The sequence below is a fragment of the Aureimonas pseudogalii genome (genome assembly GCF_014196835.1).
Taxonomy (GTDB): Bacteria; Pseudomonadota; Alphaproteobacteria; order Rhizobiales; family Rhizobiaceae; genus Aureimonas; species Aureimonas pseudogalii.
This window is the reverse complement of the sequence record NZ_JACIEK010000006.1, coordinates 1-25,697: the sequence shown is the minus strand read 5'-3', so window position 1 is coordinate 25,697 and position 25,697 is coordinate 1. Positions and strand designations below refer to the sequence as shown.

Genomic DNA, 25,697 nt, shown 5'->3' with positions numbered 1-25,697 from the left:
TGCTGGTCCGTGAACTCGGCACGACGCTGCGGCGCTAGCCCGTCAGCAGGGCCTCCAGCGCCAGATGGTAGGAGTTGTCGCCGAAGCCCGCGATGACGCCCTTGCACACCGGCGACAGGTAGGAATGGTGGCGGAAGGATTCGCGGGCGTGGACGTTCGAGAGGTGAACCTCTACGACCACCGCCTTCGAGGCCTTGATCGCGTCTGCAATGGCGATGGAGGTGTGCGTATAGGCGCCGGCATTGAGGATGACGCCGCTGCCGGCGAGTCCCGCCTCCTGCACGTAGGTCACGAGATCGCCCTCGTGGTTCGACTGGCGAAACTCCAGCTCGACCCGTCCGCCCGCACGATTCCGCAGGTCCACCTCAATGTCGGCGAGCGACTTGGAGCCGTAGACGCCGGGCTCGCGCGAACCCAGGAGATTGAGGTTCGGTCCGTTGAGGACCACGATCTTCGCAAAGGCCATGCGGGCATCCCGGGAGGTCGTTGAAGGAGTGAGGCGCCCGGCGTGCTCTCGCCGACGCTCTGACGCTCTTTACCTGCTCGCTCACGGTGCGCCCACGAAAAAGGGCCTGAAAGGCAGGGAACTGAGAGGCCGCCGTCTATAGGCGTCGATCCACTCGATGAAGCGGCGGCGCAGACGCCGCTGAATCATTTAAACTCCTGGCGACACCAGTTCATTGCACCCATGAAGATCGTTGCGGTCGCGCTGCGGCCGACGCATCTTGGGCCCCATCTCCGACGCGCCGATCCGGTCGGCAACGAGCCGTACGCTCCCGTTCCTCGCAGGATTCTTTCGCATGACCACGATCCAGCTCATCACCACCGGCGGCACCATCGCCTCGCGGCCCGCAGGCGCGAGCGGCGATGTCGTCGCGGGGATGTCGGGTGCCGACCTCCGGGCGACGCTGCACGATCCGCTCGACGGCATCGCGCTGGAGGTCGACGATTTCTGCAAGGTCGGTTCCTCCGCGATCGACCTGCCGCTCGCCTTCGCGCTGACCCGGCGCATCAACGAGCATCTGGGTCGCGCCGACTGCGACGGCGTCGTGGTCACCCATGGAACGGATACGATGGAGGAGAGCGCGTTTCTCGCCGATCTCCTCGTGCGCTCGGACAAACCCGTCGTGTTCACCGGCGCCCAGCGGTCGGCGGACGCGCCGGACACCGACGGCCCTCGCAACATCGCGAATGCCGTACGTCTGGCTGCGTCGCAGCAGGCGCATGGGCTCGGCGCCGTGATCTGCTTCGAGGAGGATATCCACGCAGCGCGCGACGTGACCAAGACGCACACGTCGCGCACCGACACGTTCCGCTCGGGCGAGCACGGCAAGCTCGGCGAGGTCGACGGGTCGGTCGTCTCCGTCCATCGACGCCCGCTTCTGCGACGCGGCTATGCGCCCGCGCGCATCGAAACGGAGGTCGAGCTTCTGAAGCTGACGATGGGCGTCTCGGATCGTCTGATCCGCCACGTCGCGAGCGCCGGCGCCAAGGCGATCGTCGTCGAGGGCTTCGGCCGCGGCAACCCGACGCCGGCGATCACGCAGGCGATCGGCGAGATCGTGGCGGCGGGCATTCCCGTCATTATCTGCTCGCGCTGTCCGGAAGGGCGCACCAAGCCGGTCTACGGAAACGGTGGTGGGAGGGATGCAGAGCGCGCGGGCGCCATTTTCGCGGGCGACCTCGCGGGCATCAAGGCACGGCTGCTGGCCGCCGTGCTGCTTGGCGAGGGCGCCGACATGGCGCGCCTGCGCGAGGAGTTCGCATTCTTCGGCGGCTGATCGCGTCAGCCGTTCGCCGAAGCCCGCCGGCCATCCGCGCGGACCCGTTCGATGAAGGCGGCGAAATGCGACATGGCGGCGTCGAGGTCGCCGGAGTTGTCGATCCGAAGGCTGGCGGGATAGTCGAGGGGCACCTGACGCGCCAGCCGCGTCGCCGCCACCTCCGCGCTCTCGCGGCCGCGGGCGAGAATGCGCTGGAGAAGGATGTCGGGGCGCGCCGTCACCTCGACGATGTCGACCCTTCGAAACCGGGCCAAGGCCATGGGCAGGGCCCGCCGCGAAAGGTTGGCGACGACGACGTGTCCTTCGTCCATCTCGGTTTCTACCGAACACGGCAGACCATAGCGCAATCCGTGTGCGATCCATGTCAGGCAGAAGGCGCCGCTCCGATCGGCGTTTTCGAAGCCGGCTTCGTCGAGAGTGTCATGATCTTCGGCAGTGCGGTCGGCGGGCCTCGTGACGATGCGCCGTGCGAAGCGAACATCGAGATCCCCCGCGAAGTGCCGGGCGGCGGCGGCGATCAGCGTGTCCTTACCGGCGCCGCTCGGCCCGACCACGGCGACGAGCCGCCCGGCTCCATCGCCCCCTCGGGGATCAGCAGACACGGGCACCCTCCCGCCATACGCCGAGCACCAGGGGCGGCTGGTCCGGCTCCTTGCGCACGCGCACGAGATCGGCGCGACGGCCGATCTCGATCCGACCGCGATCGTGCAGGCCCGCCGCTTCGGCCGGATTTGTGGAGACGAGGCGGATGGCGCCGGGGAGATCGATCGCGCCGCCATCGGCCAGATGGAACGCCGACTGGACGAGGCTGAACGGCACGTAGTCGGAAGAGAGGATGTCGAGCGTCCCGCTCGCCAGAAGCTCCGCCGCCGAGACGTTTCCCGAATGCGACCCGCCTCGCACGATGTTGGGCGCGCCCATCAGAACCTTGAGGCCGGCTTCGTGCGAGAGGCGCGCGGCCTCGATCGTGGTCGGGAACTCGGCGAGCGAGATGCCGATCTCCAGCCCCTCGCGCACATGATCTGCGGTGGCGTCGTCGTGCGAGGCGACGGCGATGCCGTCGGCATGGCAGCGAGCGGCGATGGCCCGGCGGTTGGGTTCGGAATGCGCCTGCGACTCGCCAATGCGGCGCCGGCAGAAGGCTTCGAACTCGACGTCCGTCATCTTCATCTTGCGCTGGTAGTAGGAGCGATAGGTGTCGAGATCGACGAACTGACGCTGACCGGGCGCGTGGTCCATGAGCGAAGCCAGCCGGATGCGTGAACCGCCGGCGATCGCCTCGAACGCGTCGAGAACGTCGGGCGCGGAAACCTCGCAGCGCAGATGGATGAAGTGTTCGGCGCGCAGCCGTCCGCCCACCGAGGCCGCCTCGATCGTGTCGGCCATGGCGCGCATGTCGGACGAGTCGAGATGCGCGTCCTCGTCCATGCCAACGCGCAGCGCGTCGAACACCGTGGTGATGCCGGAGGCCGCGACCTGCGCGTCATGCGCCTGCAGGGCCGCCATCATGTTCCAGCGAACCTTCGGCCGAGGTAGGTAGTGGCCTTCGAGGTGGTCGGTGTGCAACTCGACAAGCCCGGGAATCAGGACGTCGCCGTCGAGATCCACGCCGAGGCTCGACATGCCGTCGTCCATTGCGGCGATCCGCCCGTCGCGCACCACCAGCGAGCCTCGAACGACCTCACGGTCGAGGACGATCGAGGCGTTGCGGAAGATCTGTTCTGTCATGTCGCGGGCTCTGAAGCGGCTTCGGCCGCGAAGGAATGATAGCGGTGGAAGCGGAAGGGCGCATCCGGATCGGGTTGGACGAAAAGCGCGAGCCCTTCGAGCACGTAAGCACGACCGAGGAAGCCGGCAAACCGTGCGGTGAGTTCGGCTTCGATCGAACCGTTCGTGTCGTCGCACGGGCCGGTCAACGTCATGTGGAACCGGAATTGGTCGAGAACATGAGGATAGCCCCACTGCGCGAGATGGTCGCGCTGGCGGCCGTTTAGCCGATCCGGGCGGCGACGCGCGGTTTCCGCCTCGGTGAGCGGCGCGCGAAACGGCTCGAAGCGCTCGACCGCATCGGCTTCGAGCGCGGCGATGCCGGCGTCCGGCGTCTCGGGTACGAAAGCGAAGAACGAACCGAGCCGCGCGAGCGCCAGCGAACCGATGCGGGGGCCGGAACGGACGGCGCAGAACGTCGCGAGCGCGTGGTCGAGAGCCTCCGCCGTTTGCCCTTCTGCCAATCGGAACGGCGCCTTCAGCGTGGCATGAAACCCGTAGCGCGCCGGCTCGGCGACGATCGCGCCGTGGCGGGCATCCGGGGCGCGGGGGACACGTTCCCCGAAAGCGTCGCGACCGAGCCAGTCAGCGGCGGCGAGGGCGAGGGCAGTGCCCGAAGGCGGCGTGTAGTAGACGGCATAGCGCATGCTAGATCACCCGGCGGCGCAACTGCTGGGACAGGAGGTCCATCAGGGTCACGGTGAGCGCGACGATCAGGAGAATCGCGGCGGCCTGCGGATAGTAGAAGCCGCGGATCGTCTCGAACAGCACCTGACCGATGCCACCGGCGCCGATGAGGCCGAGCACGGTCGCGGCGCGCACGTTCGATTCGAGGCGATAGAGCGAATAGGAGATCCAGAGCGGCAGCACCTGCGGGATCACGCCATAGATGATCTGCTGCAGACGCGAGGCACCCGTGGTGCGAATGGCCTCGACGGGACGCGGATCGATCGCTTCGACAGCCTCGGAAAAGAGCTTGGCGAGAACGCCGGTGGTGTGGACGAAGAGCGCCATGACGCCGGCGAAGGGCCCGAGACCCACGGCCACCACGAAGAGCACGGCGAACACCACCTCGTGGATGGCGCGGCAGAGATCCATCAGGCGGCGCACCGGCTGCAGCACCCACCAAGGCACCATGTTGTGCGAGCAGAGGATGCCGAACGGGATCGACAGGACCACCGCGAGCGCGGTGCCCCAGATGGCGATCTGGATGGTGACGATCATCTCCTCGGCGTAGAAGCGCCAGTCCGCGAAGTCGGGCCGGAGGAAGCCCTTCGCGTATTCGGCCATGTTGCCGGAATCGGTGAAGAGGTAGGTCCAGCGCCCCATTTCGGCCGGGCCCCACGCCCAGACGAGGGCGGCGCCGAGGCCGAGCCAGGTCGCCCAGGTCGCGGCGCGGCCGGAGGCCTCGCTGCGTCCCTGTGCGGCATCTCGTCTGCGCTCGTCCTGCGCTACGCTCGTGGCTTGGCTCATGGCTGGCGGTCCGTCCGTCGTGGCGGCTGATCTCGAGGGTTTGGCAGCGCCGGACCCGGAAGGATCGGCGCTGCCGGGTCTTGCACCGGTCGCGTCAGCCCTGCGGCGTCGCGGCGAGCTTGGTCTCGTAGGCCGCCTTCTTCGCCTGGAGATCCTTCAGCTTGGCAGCCTTCTCCTCGACCGAGAGCTTCGTATCGCTCTGCGTCTGCGCGATCGACTTCGACGTCTCCATCACGCGGATCGGCAGCAGTTGGTCGTCGGTGGAGGCGCGGAAGGGCGCCCACTGCAGGCCGGCGAGAACCTTGGTCTCCTCCGCCACGTCGCCCTTCGACTGCGGCGTGCCATAGGTGAGGAAGAACGTCTTCACCTTCTCCTTGGTCTCGGCCGGCAGGTCCGCCGACCAGACGATCGGGTCGGACGGGATGAGCGGCGACTTCCAGACGATCTTCAGCTTCTCGAACGCGGCCGGCTGATTCTTCTCGATCAGCGCCATGTTCTCGGTGTTGTTGGCGGCGGCGTCGAGCTGGCCGTTGGCGACGCCCATCGCGTTGGTCTCGTGATTGGCGTTCGTCACGTTCTTGAAGCAGGTCTTCGGGTCGATGCCTTTGGCCGAAAAGACGAAGGTCATCGGCACGAGGTAGCCCGAGGTCGAGTTCACGTCGCCGAGGCCGAAGTTCAGCGAGTGGTCGCACGTCAGGAGATCGTCGAGCGAATTGATCGACGAGGACTTAGGCGCGAGGATCACCGAATAATAGCCGGCTTCGCCGCTCTCCGGCACAGTCTGCGCGAAGATCTCGCCCTTGGCGCGATCGACGGCCTCCATCGCCGACTTGTTGCCGAACCAACCCATCTGCACCTTGCCGAAGCGCATGCCTTCGATGACGCCGGCATAGTCGGACGCGAAGAACGGCTTCACCTCGAGGCCGGTCTGCTTCTCCATGTCGGCTAGGAACGGCTCCCAATGGGAGCGCAGGTTCTGCTGCGACTCCGTCGAGATGATGCCGAAATTGAGGGGATCGGCCGCCTGCGCGGTGCCGGCCAGAAGGGTCGAGGCGAGCGAAATCGCCGCCAGGCTTTTCAGGATCGCGTTCATGTCGTCTCCGGGATGTTGGCTGGAAGATCAGGCCGGTTCGAGAACCGGCTGCTTGGGGCTATGCGCCGGTGCCGTTGCGGACGCCGGTTGCGGAACGGCGCCATCGGCGAGGACGAGTTCGCCCGCGCTGGCGCCGTAGAGCTCGCCGAGGAAGGCGTTGGTCAGGGCCGAGGACGGGCCGTCCCAGATCACCGCGCCGTCACGCATCGCGACCGTGCGCGGGCAGTACTGGCGGGCGAACTCGACCTGATGCAGCGATACGATGACGGTGATGCCGTCGCGCGCGTTCACGTCGGCGAGCACGTCCATCACACGCCGCGCGGAGGCCGGATCGAGCGAGGCGATCGGCTCGTCGGCGATGAGGATCTCGGCCCGCTGCACGAGCGTTCGGGCGATGGCGGCGCGCTGTTGCTGGCCGCCGGACAGGGTGGACGCGCGCTGGCGTGCCGTCTTGGCGATGCCGACGCGCTCCAGCGCCGCGCTCGCAGCGGCCTTCTCGGTGCGGTTGAAAAGGGCGAACGTGCCGCGAAAGCGCGAGATCTTGCCGAGATGACCGAGCAGGACGTTGGTCAGAACCGACATGCGGCCGACGAGATTGAACTGCTGGAAGATCACCGAGACGCGGCCGCGCAGCTCCTTCGCCTGAGGTCCGAGCCGGCCGCCCGACTGCGCGACGCGGCCGAAGAGTTCGATGCGGCTGGCCGCGCCGTCGCCCATCTCCAGCCCCGCCAGATGGCGGATCAGCGTGCTCTTGCCCGAGCCCGAAGCGCCGATCAGCGCGACCATCTCGCCCTTGCCGATCGACAGCGAAACGTCTCGTAAAGCTTGCGTACGGCCGAAGCGCTTCGAGAGGTTCGACACCTGAATCGCGGTCATCGCGGTCTCCTCAACTCTGTCACAACGCGTTGTAACCATTGCGGATGTTCGGTGGGTGACCGCTGGATGAAGGTTGTATGACGCGCGCACGTCACGCCGCATGACGGGCGACGAAGGCGGCGGCGTCGAGCGACCGGAAGTCGGCGAGCGCCTCGAACAGCCGGTCGTGCGGCCAGTCCCACCATGCGATCCGCTCTAGGCCTCCGGCCACCCCGACGTCGAACCGCTCGCGGATGAGGCGAGCCGGCACGCCGCCGACGATCGTGAAGGGCGCGACGTCGCGGCTGACCACCGCGCCCGCGCCGATCACGGCGCCGTTGCCGACCGTGACGCCCGGCAGCACCGTCGCGCCGTGGCCGATCCACACGTCGTGGCCGACCGTCACCGAGTGGGCGCGGCGCCAGGCGAAGAACTCCGTCTCGTCCTCCGCGCCCTTGAAATAGTCGCCGGCGCGGTAAGTGAAATGATGCAGCGTCGCGCGCCAGGTCGGATGGTTGGGCGCGTTGATGCGCACCATCGAGGCGATGTTGGCGAACTTGCCGATCGTGGACGACCAGATCGAGCAGTCCTGCTGCACGTAGGAATAGTCGCCGAGCGACATTTCCGAGAGCCGCGAGCGGGCCTCGACCTCGGTGAAGCGGCCGAGCGACGACGCGGTGACTTCGGCGCTCGGGTGGATCAGGGGCTCGTGCTCGCGAAGCTTGGTCATCACGCGGCCTGCCGAGCGGAAAAGTGCGAAACATCGACGAGGCGCGTGGCGACGCGCTCGCGCACCACGTCATCGTGGAAGATGCCGAGAATGGCGGTGCCGGCAGCCAGCTTCTCGCCGATCATCGCCACGACGACCTCGCGGTTCTCGGCATCGAGCGAGGCCGTGGGTTCGTCGAGTAGCAGCACCGGATGCCCGGTGGCGAAGCCGCGCGCGATGTTGACGCGCTGCTTCTCGCCGCCCGAAAAGGTGGCGGGCGGGAGATCGTGGAGCGCCGCCGGCAGGTTCAGCCGACGCAGCAGGCCGCGCGCCGCCTCGCGGGCGGGCTCTCGCCCCAGCCCCGCGGCCAGCATCGGCTCGGCCACCACGTCGAGCGCGGAGACGCGAGGCACGGCGCGCAGGAACTGGCTGACATAGGCGATGCTGGAACGGCGGAGATCCAGCACCAAACGCGGATCGCCGGCGCCGAGATCGCGCATCGCGCCGCTGTCGCGGTCGTGCACGAGGATGATGCCGCGATCGATGCCGTAATTGCCGTAGACCATGCGCAGGATCGACGACTTGCCGACGCCGGAGGGGCCGCCGAGCACCACGCATTCGCCGGCGGCGACCTCGAAGGCGACGCCCTGCACCACCGGCAGCTCGACGCCGCCGCGAAGATGCATGCGGAAGGATTTCGCGACGCCGGAGACTGACAGGAGAACCGGGGACATGGGCTCAGGACTCCGGGATCGAGGCGACGAGGAGCTGGGTGTAGGCATGGCGGGGATCATCGAGCACCCGATCGGTGAGACCGGCCTCGATGACGCGGCCGCTCTTCATCACCATCATCCGCTGCGACAGGAGGCGCGCTACGGCGAGGTCGTGCGTGACGATGATGACGGCGAGGCCGAGATCGGCGACGAGTCCACGCAGGAGATCGAGCACGCGCGCCTGCACGGAGACGTCGAGCCCGCCGGTGGGCTCGTCCATGAAGACGAGGCGCGGGTGCGTCACGAGGTTGCGAGCGATCTGCAGGCGCTGACGCATGCCGCCCGAGAAGGACACCGGTTGATCGTCGATCCGCCCGGCGTCGATCTCGACGCGGCCGAGCCAGTCGGTGGCGGCCCCGCGGATGCGGCCGTAATGGCGCTCGCCGACCGCCATCAGGCGCTCGCCGACATTGGCGCCGGCAGAGACGCGCATGCGCAGCCCGTCGATCGGGTTCTGATGCACGAAGCCCCAGTCGGTGCGCATGAGGAAGCGACGCTCGGCCTCGCCGAGTTCGGCAAGATCGCGCAAGGTGCCATCCCGCATGCGGTAGGAAACCCCGCCCGAGGAGGGCGGCAGGCGGCCTGAGATGCAGTTCAGAAGGGTCGTCTTGCCAGACCCGGACTCCCCGACGATTGCCATGACCTCGCCGGACCAGACGTCGAACGAGACGTCCGTGCAGCCGACCCGGGCGCCGTAGCGCTTTTCCAGCGCGCGGACGCAGAGGATGGGCTCGCCGCTCATCGGACGGTCTCCTCGCCGACGGGCAGGCCGGGACCGTGGTGGCCCTCGGCACGCCGCGTCTCGCAATGGTCGGTGTCGGAGCAGACGAACATTCGACCGCCGCGATCGTCGGTGACGATCTCGTCGAGATAGACGGCGGTGGCCGCGCAGAGCGCGCAGGGCTGCGAGAAGCGCTGGATGGCGAACGGATGGTCCTCGAAGTCGAGGCTGGCGACGTCGGTGAAAGGGGGCAGCGCGTAGATGCGCTTCTCGCGGCCCGCGCCGAAAAGCTGCAGCGCCGGCGAGCGGTGCATCTTCGGGTTGTCGAATTTCGGGATCGGCGAGGGGTCCATCACGTAGCGGCCCTCGACCTTCACCGGGTAGGCGTAGTTCGTGGCGATGTGGCCGTGGCGGGCGATGTCCTCGTAGAGCTTCACATGCATGAGCCCGTATTCCTCCAGTGCGTGCATCGTGCGCGTCTCGGTCTCGCGCGGCTCCAGAAAGCGCAGCGGCTCGGGGATCGGCACCTGATAGACGATGGTCTGGCCGGCTTTCAGCGGCGCCTCGGGAATGCGGTGCCGGGTCTGGATGATCGTCGCCTCGTGCGTCCGCGTCGTGGTAGCGACGCCGGCCGTCTTCTCGAAGAAGGCGCGGATGGAGACGGCGTTGGTGGTGTCGTCGGCGCCTTGGTCGATGACCTTCAATACGTCGTCCGGCCCGAGGATCGCGGCGGTCACCTGCACGCCGCCGGTGCCCCAGCCGTAGGGCATCGGCATCTCGCGCGAGGCGAAGGGCACCTGATAGCCCGGAATGGCGATGCCCTTGAGAAGCGCGCGGCGGATCATCCGCTTGGTGCCCTCGTCGAGATAGGCGAAATTGTAGGCGGGCAGGGCGTTCATTCCGCGGCCTCCTTTCGCGTTTCGTCCAGGGAGGGGGCGAGCCCGTGCGCTGCTTCCGCCTGCTCGCGGCGGAGCTGGCGCACCAGCGCGAGTTCGGCTTGGAAATCCACGTAATGCGGCAGCTTGAGGTGCTCGACGAAGCCGGTGGACTGGACGTTGTCGCAGTGCTCCAGCACGAACTCCTCGTCTTGCGCCGGGGCGGTCCGCTCCTCGCCGAACTCGTCGGCGCGCAACGCCCGGTCCACGAGGCTCATCGCCATCGCCTTGCGCTCGCTCTGGCCGAAGACGAGGCCGTAGCCACGGGTGAAACGGGCGGGCTCGTCGCCCGAGCCGTGGAATTGTGTTACCATCTGGCATTCCGTCAGCCGGATCTCGCCGATCGACACCGCGAAACCGAGCTCGGGCATGTCGATCTCGACCTCGACCATGCCGATGCGAACCTCGCCGACGAACGGGTGGTTGCGCCCGTAGCCGCGCTGCGTGGAATAGCCGAGCGCGAGAAGGAACCCCTCGTCGCCTCGCGCCAGCGCCTGCAGGCGGATGTCGCGGTCCACCGGATAGGCGACGGGATCGCGCGTCAGGTCGCCCGGCTCGCCTGTTGCCTCGCCGTCCGGCTCGATCAACCCCTCGTCGCCGAGAATGTCGGTGACGCGCGGCGTGCCGGCGGTCTCGTCCCACGCCCGGCGTTCGGGCTCGGCGACCGGCTCGTCGCCAGCCATGGCGGGGTCGATGAGCCGGTGCGTATAGTCGAAGGTCGGGCCGAGCAGCTGGCCGCCCGGTAGATCCTTGAAGGTCGCCGACACGCGCCGTTCGATGCGCATGCGCGCGGTGTCGACGGGCCGGGTCGCGCCGAAGCGCGGCAGCGTGGTGCGGTAGGCGCGGATGAGAAAGATCGCCTCGATGAGATCGCCGCGCGACTGGCGCACCGCCATCGCGGCCAGCTCGGGATCGTAGAGCGAACCTTCCGCCATCGTCCGGTCGACGGCGAGCGCGAGCTGCCCGGCGATCTGCTCCAGCGTCAGCGCGGGCACCGACCGGTCGCCGCGCCGGCGATCGGCCAGAAGCGCATGAGCATTGCGGATGGCGGTCTCGCCACCCTTCACGGCCACGTACATGGGTCAGGCCTCCCGGATGCGGGTGGTGCGCGGCAGCGCGAGGGCGCGCGTGCCGGCGACGAGAACGAGATCGAAGCCGAGCGGAAAGCGACGGCGGTTGGCAGCGAGCGCCTCAGGGAACTCGTCGGGCAGGCCTTGGGCCGCGAGGATGCGGGCCGTCTCGATGCCGGGGCCCGAGAGCGTGAGCGGCGATCCACCCTCCAGCGCTTCGACGGGCAGGATCAGGGTGGCGGAGCGGTCGGGATAGTCGGGCGTTCCCGCCGGAAGCTCGGCCCATCGCGAGACCTCGGATGTTCGTGAGAGAACCGCGAAACAAGCGCAGGCGAGATCATCGGTGATCGGAGCGCCAGTCTGGAACTGAAGCCAGCCCGCGGCCGCCGCGTCGGGCTCTTCCAGCCAGATCGGCGTATCGGCGTCGGCCAGCGCAGCGAGAATCGAGGCTGCGCCGGGCTCGATCGCGCCCGGGGGTGCGACGAGCGGGCCGAAATCCGCGATCGTTCCCGGCTCCGCGAAGGCCTGCATCAGCGCGCGAAAGATGAATTGCGACTGCAAAGTGGGGTCGGCGAGCCCGCCGAGAACGCTGTTGCGATCGGTGGCGGCCATCAGTCTTCTCCGCGCGCAAGGGTGAAGAAGTCGACGCGTGTGGCTTCCGCCTCCTCGGCTTCGCGCCGCTCGGTCTGCGCGCGAAGGCGCTCGGCCGGGGCCACGACGTCCTGCTCTATGCGATCACGCCAGTCGTCGCGCTGCCAGAGCGCGTCGAGATGGGCCGCCACGCGCGCCCGCTCGGAGTCGCGGCCGAGGATCGTCGCGTGTCCGACCTCGCCGGTGTCCAGCATGACGGTGGCGCGCACGACGCTGGCCTCGCCGAGGTGGAAGGGCTGGCCGCCGCCGCCCGCCCGACCACGCACCATCACCAGCCCCACCTCCGGGCCTCGCACCGCTCGCGCGGCAGGCGCGCCGGCCGCCATCGCCGCATAGGCCGAGAGCAACTCGGCGGCCGGGAAGCGGGCCACGGCTTCCATCTGCCGCTTTCGACGCATCGGATCGGTGCCCAGACCATCCATGTTCAGAACCTTATTGGTATAATGGTGTAGACAACCAGTTCTATGGGCACTGTGTTACGACACGTCCGATGACGCAATGATGACGGACGACGATTCGCGAGGGCCGATGGAAACGATCGAAGACGGTATGGCGCGCTGGCGGCGCGTCGCCGATCTGCTGCGCGCCGGGATCCGCGACGGATCGTTGGCGGGCCGGCTGCCGCCGGAACTCGAACTGGCCGAACGATTCGGGGTCAATCGCCACACGCTGCGCCGCGCGATCGCGACCCTGGCGCGCGACGGCCTGCTGCGGGCCGAGCAGGGTCGCGGCACGTTCGTCAACGCCGCGCCGGCACGGCTCGTCTATCCGGTGGGGGCGCGCACGCGCTTTTCGGAAAACGTGCTGGCCCAGTCGCGCGAGCCCGGCGGCCGCCTGATTCGGGCCGACCGGGTGCGCGCAGATGCCACCACCGCCGGCCACCTCGACTGCCGGCCCGGCGATACCCTGCACCGGCTCGAAACGCTGCACGTCGCGGACGGCGTGCCGCTGTCGGTGGCGACGTCCTGGTTCTCCGCCGACCGGTTTCCCGGCATCGTGCAGGCCTATGCGGAATGCGGGTCGGTGACGCAGGCGCTGCGCCAGCAGGGGCTGGAGGACTATCGGCGGCGCGAGACCCGCGTCACGGCCGAGCGCCTGTCGCCGGTCGACGCCGAGCATCTCGCGGCCTCGCCGGACGGAACCGTCCTCGTCTCCTTCGCGATCGACGTGGACGCGGACGACCGGCCGGTCCAGCTCCTACGAACCCGGTTTCACGCCGACCGGATGGAACTCGTTTTCCGGCACTGACGGCGAGCGTGGTGCGTCGCCTGCGCGCGATCCGCCCCGCACGACGCGAGGTGCTATCTAGCCCGCTGCTGTGCCCAGGACGTGGCAGCGGCCGGCGACGGCGAGACCGAGGACCTCGCCGACGGAGGGCGCGTCGAGGCTCGGCAGGCGGAGTCGGATCTCGGTTTCCACCGTACCGCTTTCTCCGCGCATCAAGCTGAGGTGAACGAGCGAATGGGCGCCGGCGAACTCCACGGCCGTCACCCGGCCCCGAGGAGCCGATGCGTCGCTCCCTCGGCGGAGGTGAAGTTGCTCGGGACGCAGCATGATCCGCGACGGGCCGTCGGTGATCGCCCCGTGCACCGGCAGACGACCAAGCCGGCAATCGGCGTGCCCGTCCCGGATCGTCGCGTCGAGGACGACCGCCTCGCCAAGGAACGACGCGGTCGCTGAGTCCATCGGCTGGAAATAGAGGCTCTGCGGCGATCCCGCCTGCGCAAGCCGCCCCTCGCGGAGCACCGCGACCTGATCGGCGAAGGACAGGGCCTCGCTTTGGTCGTGCGTCACGAGAAGCGAGGCCACGCCGGCGCGTTGGAGCACATCTGCCACCGCCCGGCGCATCGTGTCGCGAAGTCCCGTATCGAGGGCCGAGAAGGGTTCGTCGAGCAGCATCAGGCGCGGCGAGCGCGCCAGCGCTCGCGCCAGAGCGACGCGCTGCTGCTGGCCGCCCGACAATTCATGCGGCCGGCGCTCGCGCAGCTCACGGCGCAGTTCCACCATGTTCATCAGATCGTCGATCCGCCGGGCCCGACCGGGATCGCGGCGTTCGAGGCCGAAGCCGACGTTGTCGGCGACGCTGAGATGGGGAAACAGGGCACCGTCCTGCGACACCATGCCGATCGCACGGCGATGGGCGGGCACGACGAGCGCGCCTTCCGCGAGAGGTTGTCCGTCGAGCACGATGCGGCCGCTGTCGGGGGCGTCGAACCCGGCAACGAGCCGCAGCAGCGTGCTCTTTCCCGACCCGGAAGGGCCGACGATCGCGGTCCGGCTTCCCGCGGCCACCGCCAGCGTCACATCGCCGAGCGCCTGCACCGATCCGTATCGCTTGCCGAGAGCCTCGAGGCGAAGAAACGTCATCGCGGCGCCGCCCGGTTCGACATGCGATGGAGCAGAATTGTGAGCGGAAGCGACGACAGGATCATCAGCAGCGCATAGGGCGCGGCGCCGACATAGTCGATCTCGGACGTGAGCGCCCAGAAGCGCGTCGACAGCGTCTCCGTGCCGTTGGGAGACAGCATCAGCGTGCCCGTGAGTTCGGTGGTGATCGCCAGCGCGACCAGCGCCATGGAAGCGCAGGCGCCGGGCGCGGCGAGGCGCAGTGTGACTTGGCGGAGCGCCTGACCCGGCGTCCGGCCGAGCGAGCGCGCCGCCTGCTCCAGTTCCACCGGCGCCTGCGCGATGCTGGCGCGAAGCCCGATGAGGGCACGCGGCAGGAACATCAGGGCATAGGCCGCGAGAAGCGTCGCCACGCTCTGGTAGAGGGGCAGGGCGACGCGCACGGTGATGGTGACGAGCGCCAGCGCGATGACGACGCCCGGCAGCGATCCGACATAGGAATGGCAGGCTTCCATCGCGCGCTGCAGCCGGCCGGGCGCCCGCACCGAAAGCCAGGCCATGGGTACCACCACGACCGTCGTCAGCGCCGCGCCGGCGACGGCGAGCGCCAGCGTCGAGCCGAGCGACAAAAGGAGCGCGGCGTCGGCCCAGATCTCCCATCCGCCGCGCCCGAGCCAGCGACCAAGCGTGACCGCGGGCACGCCGAGCGAGAGCGCCGCGACACCGCCGTGCAAGGCGAGCCACGCGCCAGCGCTCTGGCCGAGGCGGACGGCGCGGTGCGCGCGCGACGCTCCCGAGCCGACGCGCGCATAGCGTTCGTCGCCGCGCACTAGCCATTCCAGGCCGATCAATCCGAGGCAGCAAAGAACGAGCACGCCAGCCAGCATGTTGGCGGCCGGCCCGTTGAAGGAGGACTTGAACTGATCGACGATCGCGGTGGTGAACGTGTCGAACCGGATCATAACGTAGAGCCCGTATTCCGACAGGAGATGCAGGCCCACCAAGAGCGCACCGCCGCAGATCGGCAGGCGCAGTTGCGGCAGCACGACCTTAAGAAATACCGCAGACGGATCGTGGCCGAGCGCGGCGGCCGCTTCTTCGAGGGCGGGGTCGAGACGGCGCATCTGCGCGGCTATCGGCAGGAACAGGAAGGGGAAATAGGCGAGCACCGAGAGGAGCGTCGCGGCGCCGAGGCCGTGCAGATCGGGGATCAGCGAGACCCAGGCATAGGAATGGACGAAGGCCGGCACGGCCAGCGGCGCCACGGCGAGCCAGGCGAAGAAGCGACGTCCTGGCAGGTCGCTGCGCTCCGTCGTCCAGGCGAGCGCCACGGCGAGCGCGATGGTCGGCGGCAGCGTGCAGATTTCGAGGAGAAGCGTATTGATGAGGAGTTCGCCGACGCGCGGCCTGAAGACCAGCGTCGCGATCGTCTCCCAGCCGCTCTGGATTGCGATCCAGACGACGAAGCCGAGGGGAACGAGCGCGAAGACCGAGATCAGCGTCGCCATCAGGAGGAGCGACGTGCCGGAACGACGCAGACGCACGAGCGGTTCGCTGCGGACCGTTCCGGCATCGCTCGCAGGCTTGGAAAGGTCGAAGATGGCGGTCATGCCGGCCCCTGAGCCAGTGGCGATCGGACGGGCCGACGTCGAACCGCCCGTCGATCGCGGGCGACGCTAGAGAAGGCCGGCCTTGGTCATCAACTCGCTGACCTTCGCGCTATCGAGCGCATCCGGCGTCACCGTCGGCGCCTGGAGATCGGCCAGCGGGGTCAGCGCCGGGTTCGATACCGCGTCGACGCCAACCGCATATTCGAACGAGTCGCCATCCCGCAGTACACTCTGGCCGCCCTTGCCGGCGATCCACTTCACGAAGCGTTCGGCCTCTTCCTTATGCTGGCTGGACGCGAGCACGCCGGCGCCAGAAATGCTGACGAACGCGCCGGGGTCCTGATGGCGGAAATAATGCAGGCCGACATTACCGCTGTTCTCGCCCGTCTTCGCCTGATCGCCGAAGTAGTAGTAGTGATAGATGACCGCGCCCTCGATCGCGCCGGCGTTCACGGCCTTCATCGCGGTGCTGTTGCCCTTGTAGGGCACGGCATTCGTCTTCATCGCGGTCAGCCAGGCGAGCGTCGCGTCCTCGCCCTTCAGGGTCAGCATCGCGGCGACGATGGCCTGGAAATCGGCGCCCGAGGGCGACGCGGCCCAGCGGCCCTTCCAGATGGGGTCCGACAGGTCCACGATCGAGGCAGGCAGGTCGGCCTCCTTGAGCTTGGTCTTGTCGTAGGCGAAGACGGTGGAACGCGCGGCCACGCCGATCCAGTGTCCGTTGGCGGGCTGGAAGGCGGCCGGCACCTCGGCGCGCGTCTCGCTCGACAGCGGTTCGAACAGGCCTGCGCGATCGACCAGCGCCATGGCCGGTGAGTTCTCGGTGACGAAGACGTCGGCGGGTGAGGCCTTGCCTTCCTGCACGATCTGGTTCGCGAACTCGGTGTCGCTGCCCTTGCGCAGCGTCACCGCAATGCCGGTCTCCTTCGTGAAGCCCTCCGCCCACGCCTTCGTCAGGCTCTCATGCTGGGCATTGTAGACGACGATCCCGTCGTCACACCGACCGATTGCCGGGAGCAGCACGATGGCGATCAGAGCCGAACTCGACAGGACGCGCGATAAGGAAAACATGGACGTTCCAACCCTCAAAACCGCGACCCGAAGGGATCACCGACGCGTGATCGGGTCGCAAAGATGAGCATCGAAGTCAAATTAAATCGGCGAGACGTGATCACTGTCGACGATGCGTTTGGGCCCGATGCGAAGACGGGAGACTTCGATGCCGAACGTCGCGGCGCTCGACTGGGAATGGGAAGCATCACAACGGACAATGGTGAGCGCGGTGGGACTCGAACCCACGACCACATGATTAAAAGTGGCCTCCTGTCGGATCTCAGCGGACACTACCGAACACGTTTAAATCCATCAAGCCCTTGCGTAGAAGCGCTTTGAGTGTTCTCTCTCATTCGCCGCTGTTCGCATGAGTTCTCTCATTCTGGAACCCCCTGGGAACCCCGGCACCTTGAAGTGACGTTTTTGTCAGGTGGTCCGTGCCGAAGAAGAACTTAACCGCTCGTTTCGTAGAGACCGTGAAGGTCGAAGCGCGTACCGACTTTTGGGACGAGACGGTGCGTGGTCTCGTCCTGCGGGTTTCGCCAACTGGAGCGAAGTCATGGACCGTCGTCTACACTTCAGAGGATGACGGCGAGAAGCGTCGCCTCACCATCGGCCAGTTTCCAGCAGTTCCATTGGAGAAGGCTCGCCGAAAGGCGCTCGACGCTGTGATGGCGATCGCGGACGGGAACGATCCGTCCTCGGAAAAGCGCGCTCGAAAAGAGGCGATGACGTTCGCCGACTTGGCTGACCTCTACATCGAGCGCTACGCCAAACGGCAGAAGAAGTCGTGGGAACAGGACGACCGCCTTCTCCGCGTCGACGTCCTCCCGGCGATCGGCTCGAAGAAGATGGCCGCGGTGACAAAGCGCGACGTCCTCGACATCATCGAAAAGAAGGCGGAAGCCGGCCATCTGACATCGGCGAACCGGCTCCTGGCCGTCGTGCGGAAGTTGGGGAATTGGGCAGTCGCAGAGGACTACCTCGCCATCTCGCCAGCGGCTGGCGTGAAGCCTCGCTCGAAGCCCGTGTCGCGCGATCGCGTCCTCGCGCCGGCCGAGATCGGAAAGGTCTGGAACGCCCTCCCAGGCGCCGCAGTGCGCGACATCACCCGCGATTGTTTCCGCCTCCTCCTTCTGACCGGGCAGAGATCCGGCGAAGTGTCGGGGATGCGGCGCCAGGAGATCGACGTCGCCGCACGCACGTGGACCATCCCGGCCGAGCGGGTCAAGAATGCTCGGGCGCATGTCGTGCCTCTAAGCGCGTCGGCCCTGGCGATCGTCGAGCGCCGCCTCGCAGCGATCGACGACGATCGAGCGGCGCCACTATTCGCACACACCGGTGAGCCCATGCCGTCGAACGCGCTGGCGCACGCCTGTCGCCTAAAGCTCCAGGTGCTCGAGGACCCTTGGACCACGCACGATCTCAGGCGCACGGTTGCGACGCAGATGGCGGAGATCGGCATCCTGCCCCACATCATAGAGGCGGTTCTGAACCATGTGTCGGGCTTTAAAAGCGGCGTCGCAGGAGTCTACAATCGCAACGCCTACGAGCCCGAGAAGCGCGCAGCACTGGACGCCTGGGCTCTACGGCTAGGCGAGATCGTGACCGGCCGGAAAGCAGCAGGAGGGGGCAACGTCGTCGCCCTGATCCGACGTGCGTGAGGCGTGGCTTGCCGCGCTGGCTCGCTCCAAATTCCTGATGACCGATGAGCGCTACAACACGTTCAAACAGGAAGTCATGGATGCAGTTGCGACCGCCATGACGGATCGTCGTCGGAAATTGCTGACGATGGCTGAGAAAGCCGAAGGCACGCTTGCGGGTGTCGAAGCAGCGATCGTCGCGCGAGTAGGTGTCAACGGCCTTCGGCTCATCCAAAATTTCGAGGACGATGCACCGAACGGGGTAGGGGATCCGATCCTCGCGCAGCTGTTAGAGATTTGGAACGACGTGTCGTCTGATGCCGCAGCTTCACGCAATCTTCTGCGAAAAGTTGATCCTTCCACAGCGCGCACACCGCGGAAGCTAGAGCATAAGACGGTCACGCTTATCGAAGCGCTTGCTCGGTCCTGGGTTGCTCACATAGATCCAGATCTTGCTCTCCCGCGACGTGATCCAAACCCAACGAGCCCTTTGCTGCGGTTCATCGACGCCATGATGCTGCACGCGCTCGGCGCTGATCGACCAGAACCAAAGGTCGTCCTGACGTTCCTCGCCGACCACGTCCGCCCGGCGTTGCGGCAAGGTGGAGTTTCGGACTGAGAACGAGACGCGAAACTCCACCTATCCAACAAGTTGCTGATGGTGAAATTAGGCATTCGAACGTCACCGAAAAGGAACGAACGAATGGAACTGGTTTCGCTCAAGTATACTTGCCGACGTCTTAGTATCGGCAGGACGCTTCTCTGGGAGCTAATGAAGCAACCGGGATTTCCGGTGCCGGTCATGGTCAGCACGAGCCGCAAGGCCTTCCTAGCCACCGAGCTCGACGCTTGGATCGCCGCACGTGCCGCTGCACGCCCGCAGAGGGTCGCTTAATGGCCGCCCCCAAAACGGATGCGGCCGGCGCCCGGGCAGGGGCGGCCGACCGCAAGGAAGGCCTCGCAAAGCACTTCACGTGGGAAGCTACCTCACTTCGCGACCGAACGGTAGCTTGGATCGTCATCGCGTCGGCGCTCGTGGTGGTGGTTGGGTGAAATGACCGGATTCAACAAGAATGCATGGTATCGCCAGATTGTTAAAGCTGTGAGCCCGCGAGCGTTCGCGGTTGGATTTGTCCTGGTCGAGACCTTCCTCTTCCGCGGAAATGAGGAGTGCTGGTCGTCGCAGGACACGATCGGTCGCCTCGCAAACGCCTCGCCACGGACGGTCCGCGACGCGCTGAGAGAACTCGAAGACGCGGGGTTCCTCACCCATCGACGCGGCGGCAAAGGGCACGCGAACCGCTACATCCCGCACTTCGTTGACCGGCAGGATCTCGCCGATCAAAACAGCGGAGAAAATGCTTTTGACCGGCAGGATCTCGCCTACGATGACCGGCAGAATCCTGCCGCCGAAAGAGCTGTACACAGAGCTGTAGGCGGGCCCGCATTCGCGGGACCCGCCGATACGCTGCCGGGCGCGCTTGTATGTGGTGGGCTCTCTCCTCCTTCCTCGCCTGTCGGCGTCGTCGGAGAGAGCCCCACAAACGAGCCAGTGAATCCATCGTCTCGCGTCGAGCCAGAACCAATCGACGAGTCGGATCGCGTCGACGTCCTCTACGCCCGACTCGAGAAAATCGCGGATGCGAATTTCGGCTATCTGCCGGTGGATTGTAGCAGCGATCTCGTCCAGTTCTATGAGCGCGTAGACGGGTGGAGATCGTTGGATCTCGATGTGATCGAGGATGACCTCCTCGAGTTCGAGTCGGTCACCGACCCCAAAGAGCGTCACGACCGCCAGATCAAGGCGCTCGAGATCGTCGTGCAACGCGAGGATGACCCAGAGCTTCCGCTGGACCTTCTTCGATTTGCCGCTCGCAACCAGGACCCTTCGCCGACCGAACTGGATCGCTTGGTGTCGCTGCACCGCCTCTGGCGCTCCGGCGACTACCGCGAGGACGAGAACGGGCGTGAGATCGTCGAGAAGCCGCGACACGCCGCAGACAGGCCGGAGCCTGCCAGCAGCACGAGGAGGATGGCGTCATGAGCATCGTGGAGTTGAAGCCGAAAGGTCGAAAGGCCGATACGCGCAAGAGGCCGGCCACCGTCGTTGCCGCACTGCTCGACGACGCCTGCCGCGCGCGACTGGCGGATGACGTCGTCAATCGAGTTCGCGAGTTCGCTTCCTACGGAGACCGCCTGATCATTTGGAAGGGCATCGTCCAGAAGTTTCGCGATCGCGCGAAGCTGGAACGGGCGGCTCCCGATCTCGTCGCGCGCGGCCTGGATCTCCTGTCGGCCGACGTTCGAAAAATCATGGCGGCGCGCGACGCCGTGGTGGCAGAGGCGATCGCATGGCCGTTCGAACTGACAGACGCGGCTCCGACTTCGCCGGCGGAAATCCTCCGGTTCCCGGGCGATCCTGAGCACAAGGCGACAGCGAAGTTTGAACGCGCATTCCAGGCCAGGGTTGAGGAATTCAAGCCATGACACTCGTCGAAACCTGGGCCCCCTGCGACGACAGCGGACGCCCGCTGGCCCGATACGGGCCGCCGCACCTGATAACCGAGACATTCGTCCGGCGGAACGTGCGCCTCGCCCTCGCCCTGCCCGAGGAGGAGCGCCGTGCCTTCTGGCTGAAGCGTCGCGCCGCAATGGCGCGGAAGCTCTATGAGAACGGCCTGGAGGAGGACGAGGTCGCGGCGGCCTTGCGTGCCTTCAACACGAGAGCGCGACTCGAGGCCGTAGTGCGGCGTCTCCTCAATCGCGTCGAAGCGGAGACGGCAACTGAGGGCGGCGATCCATGACCGCCCCCGTCACACGCGCTACGCGCCAAGGTCGACGACGTGCGGGCTGTCGGAGGGTCGGGCCCAGCCCGCCCCCGACCGGTCGTGAGGGGCACCGCACGGGGAGAGGCACCCGGGGGGGGGCACGTTGGGTCCTTCCCCGGGTCTGGCACGAAGCCGCGGGGACCGCGCAGCGCGATATCGAAGCATTTTTTCAGCTTTCTGAATCGCCTGTCCACGTCCGAATCCTCCAACGATTGGAACAAGTTGATGCCGACCGCCGAAATCCCTGAAAGCGTTTCCGCGAAGGGGCTTGCTGCCCTTCTCGATGTCTCCGTCCGCCACCTCTCGCGCTTGTCGAAAGCGGACATCGTGATCCGCAACGAAAACGGCTCGTATCCGGTCACGGCCAACGTCGGTCGATACATCGCCTATGCCGTCGACGGCGAGCGCCGAAAGGCGGCGGACACCTCTGGCGACCGGCTCCGCGAGCAACGCCGGCTCGCGCTCGAGCGCGACATGGCGAGGGATGATCGGAAGCTTGTCGACATCGAGGAAGCGACCGAGACGCTGGACGAGGTCATCGCACTTGTTGTGGAGGCATTCGAAGCGTTGCCGCGCCGCGCGACCAGCGATCGGTCGGCGCAGCTGAAGATTCAGGCAGTGTGCGACGCGATCCGTGGCGAGCTTGCGGACGGTCTTTCTGCAAAGGCGTCGACGTTGCGGACCGGCAAGTAGTTCGGGAACGCGCGCCGGTGGCGGCGCGGCGCGGATCGTACATCGCTAGCGATGCGAATGCCCTTGCCCATCGTGTCCTGGCGAAACTCTCGCGAAACGTCGGCCGGTCGGGACAGGCTTCGATCGATCAGCAGGTTATCCACAGTTGTGTAAGCGAGAAGTAATTCCCCAAATAAGGAGGCGCGCGCCTTGTCCGCGCGCCTATTTTCAGTTGATAATAGAGAAAATATTTTATATATACTGACTTTTCTGCCAAAATAGGGGGTTCTTTCCCGTTGTAAATTCAGACCGGCAGCGAGAGAACTTCTGCGACAACCGTGGTCGCAGGGGTCTTCATGTTCGACACCAAATCGATTTGTGACGTTATTGGAAAGTCGGAGCACGCGGTCCGCAACTTCGCATCGGCGCTGCCGATGCAAAGCGTCGCCGTGGAGCGACAGCCGCGCTTGTTCACAACGCGCGACGCCGTCGCGCTTCTCGTCGCCGACGCGCTGGTTCGGAAGAACCTCCCGCAAAAGGTCGCCCTTGCGATCGTCGCCGACGTCGCCAGTCTCTTAGAGCGCATCGTGCTCGAAGAGGGGTCTTTCCAGCCCTGGGTTTGCGTTTGGCCGGCCGAAGTCGGCTTCGACCATCGGATCGTCGAAAGCGCCGACTCGGCGCTGCGGGTCGTGAAGGCCCGGAAGTTCTGCACGGCGGTCGACATCGCGCAGTTGGTCAGCGTCGCAATGGCGCGCCTCCTCGAGGCGAAGCGGTGCACGAAGGCGGCGGCGCATGCGTAACCGCAAGCAGCCGAAGGTCGCAGAGGGCATGTTCGTCAACGAGTTCGACCGCATCGCGGTCGCCAGCAAGTTCGGCATAGTCGAATTCGGAATGTCGCCGATCGAGATGCGCGAGTTCGCCAACGCCATCACCGAGGCCGCCGACCGGATCGAGGCAGCCGCCACTGCGGCAGTCGACGCCGCGCTCCTGAAAGCGAAAATGAGGAGGCCAAATTGAGCGTCACCACCGCCACGCGACCGCCGCTCGCCGGCACCTTCACTCGCGCCGGCACGACCGGAACCGGCACCTGGAACGACGACGCCAGAACCGTCGACGTGATTATGTCCAGCGGCGCCGCGGTCGCGCGGCGCTCCTGGTCGGAAGGCGCTTATACCGAAATCCTCGAGATATCCGCGTCGGCTGTCGACCTGTCGCGCTGCGATGGAATGTCGGTGCTCGACTCGCACGCCCCCTTCACCATCGAAAACCGCGTCGGCACTGTAGTGCCCGGATCGGCCCGCATTTCCGGCGGCAATCTAATCGGGACCGTGAAGCTGTCTCGCAATACCCTTGGCGAAAGCCTCGCGCAGGATCTCCGCGACGGTCACGGCTTCAGCGTCTCGGTCGGCTACCGGGTGGACACCTACACTTGGGACGAGGGCTCCGGCGACGCAATTCCCACGCTCACGGCGACGCGATGGTTGCCGATGGAACTGTCGATCGTCGCCATCCCGGCCGACGCGGCTGCGCGCACGCGCTCACACGAAAGGACTACTGCAATGAACGACGTAACCGCCGCCCCCTCGACCGCTTCACCCGCCGTCGCCGCCGAGCGCCAGCGCGGCATCGAGATCGGCCTTATCGGTCGTCGCGCCGGCATGGATGCGGCTACGATCGAGGCTGCCGTCAACGGCAACACGACGATCGCCGACTTCCGGGCCGCGGCCTTCGAAGCTATGGCGACGCGCCAGGAGCAGACGCCGTCCTTCCCACACTCGCCGGCTCGCACGTCGTCTGACGGCGCCAGCGACCTGGAGGCGCGGGGCGAAGCGCTGTTCGCTCGCGCCAACCCCGGCCACCGGCTGAGTGAACGGGCGCGGCGGCACGCCAACCTTTTGCCGGCCGAACACGCGCGCGACCTCCTGAGGGCAAGGGGCGAGAGCGTGACGGGCCTGAGTCATGCGGGCCTCATCACCCGCGCACTCCACGCGACGTCGGACTTTCCCGCGATAATTGTCGCAGCGGGCAGCATGGCCGTGCGCGAGGGCTATGCGCAACTCGACACCGAGATCCGGCAGACCGCGCGTCCGACGACTCTGGAGAACTTTAAGACGCATCACAGCGTCAATCTCTCGTCCGCTCCCCGCCTCCTGAAGGTGAACGAGCATGGTGAGTATAAGCGCGGCACGTTCCGGGAGAACGCCGAGGGCTACGGGCTGTCGACGTTTGGTCGCATCATTGGCGTCACCCGTCAGCTGCTGATCAATGATGACACCAACATTTTTTCCCGCATCCCGCAGCGGCTAGGGCAGTCAGCCCGCGAGTTCGAACTCGCGAGCCTCGTCGCCTTCATCGAGGGCAATCCCACAATGTCGGATGGCTTCGCCGTGTTCTCGCCGGAGCACAACAACCTCGGTGCCGGCGCAGCTTTGTCGGTCGCCAGCCTCTCGGCTGCGCGCCTCGCCATGCGTCGGCAGATCGGCTTGGCTGGCGAGGCCATCGGCGTCCGCCCGCGCTTCCTCATCGTTCCCGCTGAGTTGGAGACCGTGGCGGAACAGGTCCTCGCAGAAATCGCAGCGCGCGCCGTGAGCGATGTGAATCCCTTCGCCGGGAAGCTCGTGCTCATCGTCGAGCACCGCCTCGCCGACAAGGCGGCTTGGTACCTCGCCGCCGACCCGGCGCAGATTGACGGGCTCGAGTTCGCCCATCTCGCCGGCCAGGAGGGGCCGGTGATGGAGTCGAAGGCCGGATGGGACGTGGACGGTGTCGAGATCAAGGTCCGCCTCGACTATGGCGCCGGCTGGGTCGACTACCGCGCTTGGTTCAAGAACCCGGGCGTCTAAAACGATTCCCGCGGCCCACTGATCCGCGGGCTAGGGTGGCGTTCTCCCCGCCCGAAAAGACCGGCTTCCTTGACGGGCCGGCATGCCAGCGCCGCGAGGCGCCGGCACACTAACGTGGTCCGACGCCACGCGAGAGGACGGGATCACCGTCCGCAAAGCACCGTTTCTTGCGTTCGCCTGCGGCGACGGTGCGGCGGTCGGGAGTCATCCCGATCGCCACCTCATCCAGAGACCTTTTCGAAGCGCGCGATATGCGCGCTCCGAAAGCGCCTCCTGCCACTTCCACCGGAACACCAACATGACGATCTTTGACGACCTCCTCGCCATCGCCGACGGGGCCATCACAGCGACGGCAGCTGAAGCCTTCGTCCTGCACCCCCAGGTTCGCACGCCCAACGGCCACCCGATGCCGGATCCAGACCGCGAGGTCGTCCGAGCCCGCGGAGTATTCGAGTTGCGCGCCGGCCAAGCCGGCGGCGTACAGCTGGGCAACAGGTCTTTCAATCGGAAGCGGAACGACCTCCGCCTGATCTCCACCGCGCCGGCCCCACGGATCTCGATTGCAGAGCGCGAGCTTGGCGCCACCAGGGTCCATCAGGGCGATCGGGTCGACCTTATCGACCGATCCCCTCCACAGCGCTTCGAAGTCGTTAGCGTCCAGCCTGATGGGCATGGGCGGGTCGTGGTGGAGTTGGTCGAGCGGTAGCGTAGGGCTCACACGAAAGCTTGGAATCGCTCCCAAACTAGGTAGCCTCCGCGTGCGAGCGTCACGTAGCTGGTGGAGCGCACCCCGTTTTGACCGGACAGGTGGCATAGCCGATAAGGCATAGGCATCCGCCTATGAGTACGACTATGTCGAAAGCTCCTGATG

At 66.7% G+C, this 25,697-nt stretch carries 30 protein-coding genes; 12 read left to right on the top strand and 18 right to left on the bottom strand.

From position 1 onward, the window contains the following. Positions 1-34: 34 nt before the first annotated feature. Positions 35-466: a type II 3-dehydroquinate dehydratase gene (gene aroQ, locus GGR04_RS12275; RefSeq protein ID WP_183200188.1), complete on the bottom strand. Its 432-nt coding sequence runs from the start codon at positions 464-466 to the stop codon at positions 35-37. Positions 467-800: 334 nt separating this feature from the next. On the opposite strand from aroQ, the gene GGR04_RS12270 reads away from it, so the two are divergent. Next, positions 801-1,781 carry an asparaginase gene (locus tag GGR04_RS12270; protein WP_183200187.1) on the top strand — a complete coding sequence of 327 codons (981 nt, stop codon included), beginning with the start codon at positions 801-803 and terminating at the stop codon, positions 1,779-1,781. Between the two features lie 5 nt (positions 1,782-1,786). Here GGR04_RS12270 and phnN read toward each other — a convergent pair whose 3' ends face one another. The 13 genes from phnN to phnG form a co-directional block, all read right to left on the bottom strand. Then, positions 1,787-2,386 (bottom strand): phosphonate metabolism protein/1,5-bisphosphokinase (PRPP-forming) PhnN, encoded by a 600-nt coding sequence (gene phnN, locus GGR04_RS12265; protein WP_312857446.1) that lies wholly within the window; start codon positions 2,384-2,386, stop codon positions 1,787-1,789. Then, positions 2,376-3,512: an alpha-D-ribose 1-methylphosphonate 5-triphosphate diphosphatase gene (locus GGR04_RS12260; protein WP_183200185.1), complete on the bottom strand. Its 1,137-nt coding sequence runs from the start codon at positions 3,510-3,512 to the stop codon at positions 2,376-2,378. The genes phnN and GGR04_RS12260 overlap by 11 nt, the downstream gene beginning before the upstream one ends. Beyond that, positions 3,509-4,198: a DUF1045 domain-containing protein gene (locus GGR04_RS12255; protein WP_183200184.1), complete on the bottom strand. Its 690-nt coding sequence runs from the start codon at positions 4,196-4,198 to the stop codon at positions 3,509-3,511. Before GGR04_RS12255 ends, GGR04_RS12260 begins: the two co-directional genes overlap by 4 nt. 1 nt (position 4,199) lies before the next feature. Then, positions 4,200-5,024: a phosphonate ABC transporter, permease protein PhnE gene (gene phnE / locus GGR04_RS12250; protein ID WP_183200183.1), complete on the bottom strand. Its 825-nt coding sequence runs from the start codon at positions 5,022-5,024 to the stop codon at positions 4,200-4,202. 94 nt (positions 5,025-5,118) lie between these two features. Beyond that, positions 5,119-6,117: a phosphonate ABC transporter substrate-binding protein gene (phnD, locus tag GGR04_RS12245; RefSeq protein WP_183200182.1), complete on the bottom strand. Its 999-nt coding sequence runs from the start codon at positions 6,115-6,117 to the stop codon at positions 5,119-5,121. A 27-nt stretch (positions 6,118-6,144) separates the two neighbouring features. Then, positions 6,145-6,993, bottom strand: coding sequence for a phosphonate ABC transporter ATP-binding protein (gene phnC / locus GGR04_RS12240; RefSeq protein ID WP_183200181.1), 849 nt, complete (start codon positions 6,991-6,993; stop codon positions 6,145-6,147). A 91-nt stretch (positions 6,994-7,084) separates the two neighbouring features. Beyond that, on the bottom strand, positions 7,085-7,702 hold the full coding sequence (locus GGR04_RS12235) for a DapH/DapD/GlmU-related protein (RefSeq protein WP_183200180.1): 618 nt from the start codon (positions 7,700-7,702) through the stop codon (positions 7,085-7,087). Next, positions 7,702-8,415 (bottom strand): phosphonate C-P lyase system protein PhnL, encoded by a 714-nt coding sequence (phnL, locus tag GGR04_RS12230; protein WP_183200179.1) that lies wholly within the window; start codon positions 8,413-8,415, stop codon positions 7,702-7,704. The genes GGR04_RS12235 and phnL overlap by 1 nt, the downstream gene beginning before the upstream one ends. 4 nt (positions 8,416-8,419) lie before the next feature. After that, a complete protein-coding gene (gene phnK / locus GGR04_RS12225; protein WP_183200178.1) occupies positions 8,420-9,196 on the bottom strand; it encodes a phosphonate C-P lyase system protein PhnK in 777 nt (258 codons plus the stop codon). Then, complete coding sequence (locus GGR04_RS12220; RefSeq protein ID WP_183200177.1) at positions 9,193-10,074, bottom strand: alpha-D-ribose 1-methylphosphonate 5-phosphate C-P-lyase PhnJ; 882 nt, start codon at positions 10,072-10,074, stop codon at positions 9,193-9,195. The genes phnK and GGR04_RS12220 overlap by 4 nt, the downstream gene beginning before the upstream one ends. Continuing rightward, complete coding sequence (locus tag GGR04_RS12215) at positions 10,071-11,189, bottom strand: carbon-phosphorus lyase complex subunit (protein WP_183200176.1); 1,119 nt, start codon at positions 11,187-11,189, stop codon at positions 10,071-10,073. Before GGR04_RS12215 ends, GGR04_RS12220 begins: the two co-directional genes overlap by 4 nt. A gap of 3 nt (positions 11,190-11,192) precedes the next feature. Next, complete coding sequence (phnH, locus tag GGR04_RS12210) at positions 11,193-11,792, bottom strand: phosphonate C-P lyase system protein PhnH (protein ID WP_183200175.1); 600 nt, start codon at positions 11,790-11,792, stop codon at positions 11,193-11,195. Beyond that, on the bottom strand, positions 11,792-12,253 hold the full coding sequence (gene phnG, locus GGR04_RS12205; RefSeq protein ID WP_183200174.1) for a phosphonate C-P lyase system protein PhnG: 462 nt from the start codon (positions 12,251-12,253) through the stop codon (positions 11,792-11,794). Before phnG ends, phnH begins: the two co-directional genes overlap by 1 nt. Positions 12,254-12,359: 106 nt before the next feature. Here phnG and phnF point away from each other — a divergent pair, with 106 nt between their 5' ends. Continuing rightward, the gene (gene phnF / locus GGR04_RS12200) at positions 12,360-13,079 is read left to right on the top strand and encodes a phosphonate metabolism transcriptional regulator PhnF (protein ID WP_183200173.1); all 720 of its coding nucleotides are present in this window, start codon (positions 12,360-12,362) and stop codon (positions 13,077-13,079) included. 57 nt (positions 13,080-13,136) lie between these two features. Here the strand turns inward: phnF and GGR04_RS12195 are convergent, their stop codons facing one another. The 3 genes from GGR04_RS12195 to GGR04_RS12185 form a co-directional block, all read right to left on the bottom strand. Next, the gene (locus tag GGR04_RS12195) at positions 13,137-14,198 is read right to left on the bottom strand and encodes an ABC transporter ATP-binding protein (RefSeq protein WP_183200172.1); all 1,062 of its coding nucleotides are present in this window, start codon (positions 14,196-14,198) and stop codon (positions 13,137-13,139) included. Further along, a complete protein-coding gene (locus GGR04_RS12190) occupies positions 14,195-15,787 on the bottom strand; it encodes an ABC transporter permease (protein WP_183200171.1) in 1,593 nt (530 codons plus the stop codon). The genes GGR04_RS12195 and GGR04_RS12190 overlap by 4 nt, the downstream gene beginning before the upstream one ends. Before the next feature lie 66 nt (positions 15,788-15,853). After that, positions 15,854-16,876, bottom strand: a complete 1,023-nt coding sequence (locus GGR04_RS12185) for an iron ABC transporter substrate-binding protein (RefSeq protein WP_210291774.1) — start codon at positions 16,874-16,876, stop codon at positions 15,854-15,856. Between the two features lie 401 nt (positions 16,877-17,277). Between GGR04_RS12185 and GGR04_RS12180 the strand changes: the two genes are divergently transcribed. The 10 genes from GGR04_RS12180 to GGR04_RS12135 all read left to right on the top strand — a co-directional run bounded on the left by GGR04_RS12180 (position 17,278) and on the right by GGR04_RS12135 (position 24,826). Next, positions 17,278-18,504: a tyrosine-type recombinase/integrase gene (locus tag GGR04_RS12180; RefSeq protein ID WP_183200169.1), complete on the top strand. Its 1,227-nt coding sequence runs from the start codon at positions 17,278-17,280 to the stop codon at positions 18,502-18,504. Continuing rightward, a complete protein-coding gene (locus GGR04_RS12175; protein ID WP_210291773.1) occupies positions 18,497-19,102 on the top strand; it encodes a hypothetical protein in 606 nt (201 codons plus the stop codon). The genes GGR04_RS12180 and GGR04_RS12175 overlap by 8 nt, the downstream gene beginning before the upstream one ends. 39 nt (positions 19,103-19,141) lie before the next feature. After that, positions 19,142-19,378 carry an AlpA family phage regulatory protein gene (locus GGR04_RS24740; RefSeq protein WP_512698878.1) on the top strand — a complete coding sequence of 79 codons (237 nt, stop codon included), beginning with the start codon at positions 19,142-19,144 and terminating at the stop codon, positions 19,376-19,378. A 159-nt stretch (positions 19,379-19,537) separates the two neighbouring features. Further along, positions 19,538-20,527, top strand: a complete 990-nt coding sequence (locus GGR04_RS12165; RefSeq protein ID WP_183200166.1) for a helix-turn-helix domain-containing protein — start codon at positions 19,538-19,540, stop codon at positions 20,525-20,527. Next, positions 20,524-20,970: a hypothetical protein gene (locus tag GGR04_RS12160; RefSeq protein ID WP_183200165.1), complete on the top strand. Its 447-nt coding sequence runs from the start codon at positions 20,524-20,526 to the stop codon at positions 20,968-20,970. The genes GGR04_RS12165 and GGR04_RS12160 overlap by 4 nt, the downstream gene beginning before the upstream one ends. Then, positions 20,967-21,287 (top strand): hypothetical protein, encoded by a 321-nt coding sequence (locus GGR04_RS12155; protein WP_183200164.1) that lies wholly within the window; start codon positions 20,967-20,969, stop codon positions 21,285-21,287. Before GGR04_RS12160 ends, GGR04_RS12155 begins: the two co-directional genes overlap by 4 nt. Positions 21,288-21,536: 249 nt before the next feature. After that, entirely contained in the window at positions 21,537-22,004 is a 468-nt protein-coding gene (locus GGR04_RS12150) for a hypothetical protein (protein ID WP_183200163.1), read from the top strand. A 335-nt stretch (positions 22,005-22,339) separates the two neighbouring features. Then, complete coding sequence (locus GGR04_RS12145; protein ID WP_183200162.1) at positions 22,340-22,783, top strand: hypothetical protein; 444 nt, start codon at positions 22,340-22,342, stop codon at positions 22,781-22,783. Between the two features lie 28 nt (positions 22,784-22,811). Further along, the gene (locus GGR04_RS12140) at positions 22,812-23,000 is read left to right on the top strand and encodes a hypothetical protein (protein WP_183200161.1); all 189 of its coding nucleotides are present in this window, start codon (positions 22,812-22,814) and stop codon (positions 22,998-23,000) included. Further along, positions 22,997-24,826 (top strand): prohead protease/major capsid protein fusion protein, encoded by a 1,830-nt coding sequence (locus tag GGR04_RS12135; protein WP_183200160.1) that lies wholly within the window; start codon positions 22,997-22,999, stop codon positions 24,824-24,826. Before GGR04_RS12140 ends, GGR04_RS12135 begins: the two co-directional genes overlap by 4 nt. 109 nt (positions 24,827-24,935) lie before the next feature. Here the strand turns inward: GGR04_RS12135 and GGR04_RS12130 are convergent, their stop codons facing one another. Then, on the bottom strand, positions 24,936-25,499 hold the full coding sequence (locus tag GGR04_RS12130) for a hypothetical protein (RefSeq protein ID WP_183200159.1): 564 nt from the start codon (positions 25,497-25,499) through the stop codon (positions 24,936-24,938). Positions 25,500-25,697 lie beyond the last annotated feature (198 nt).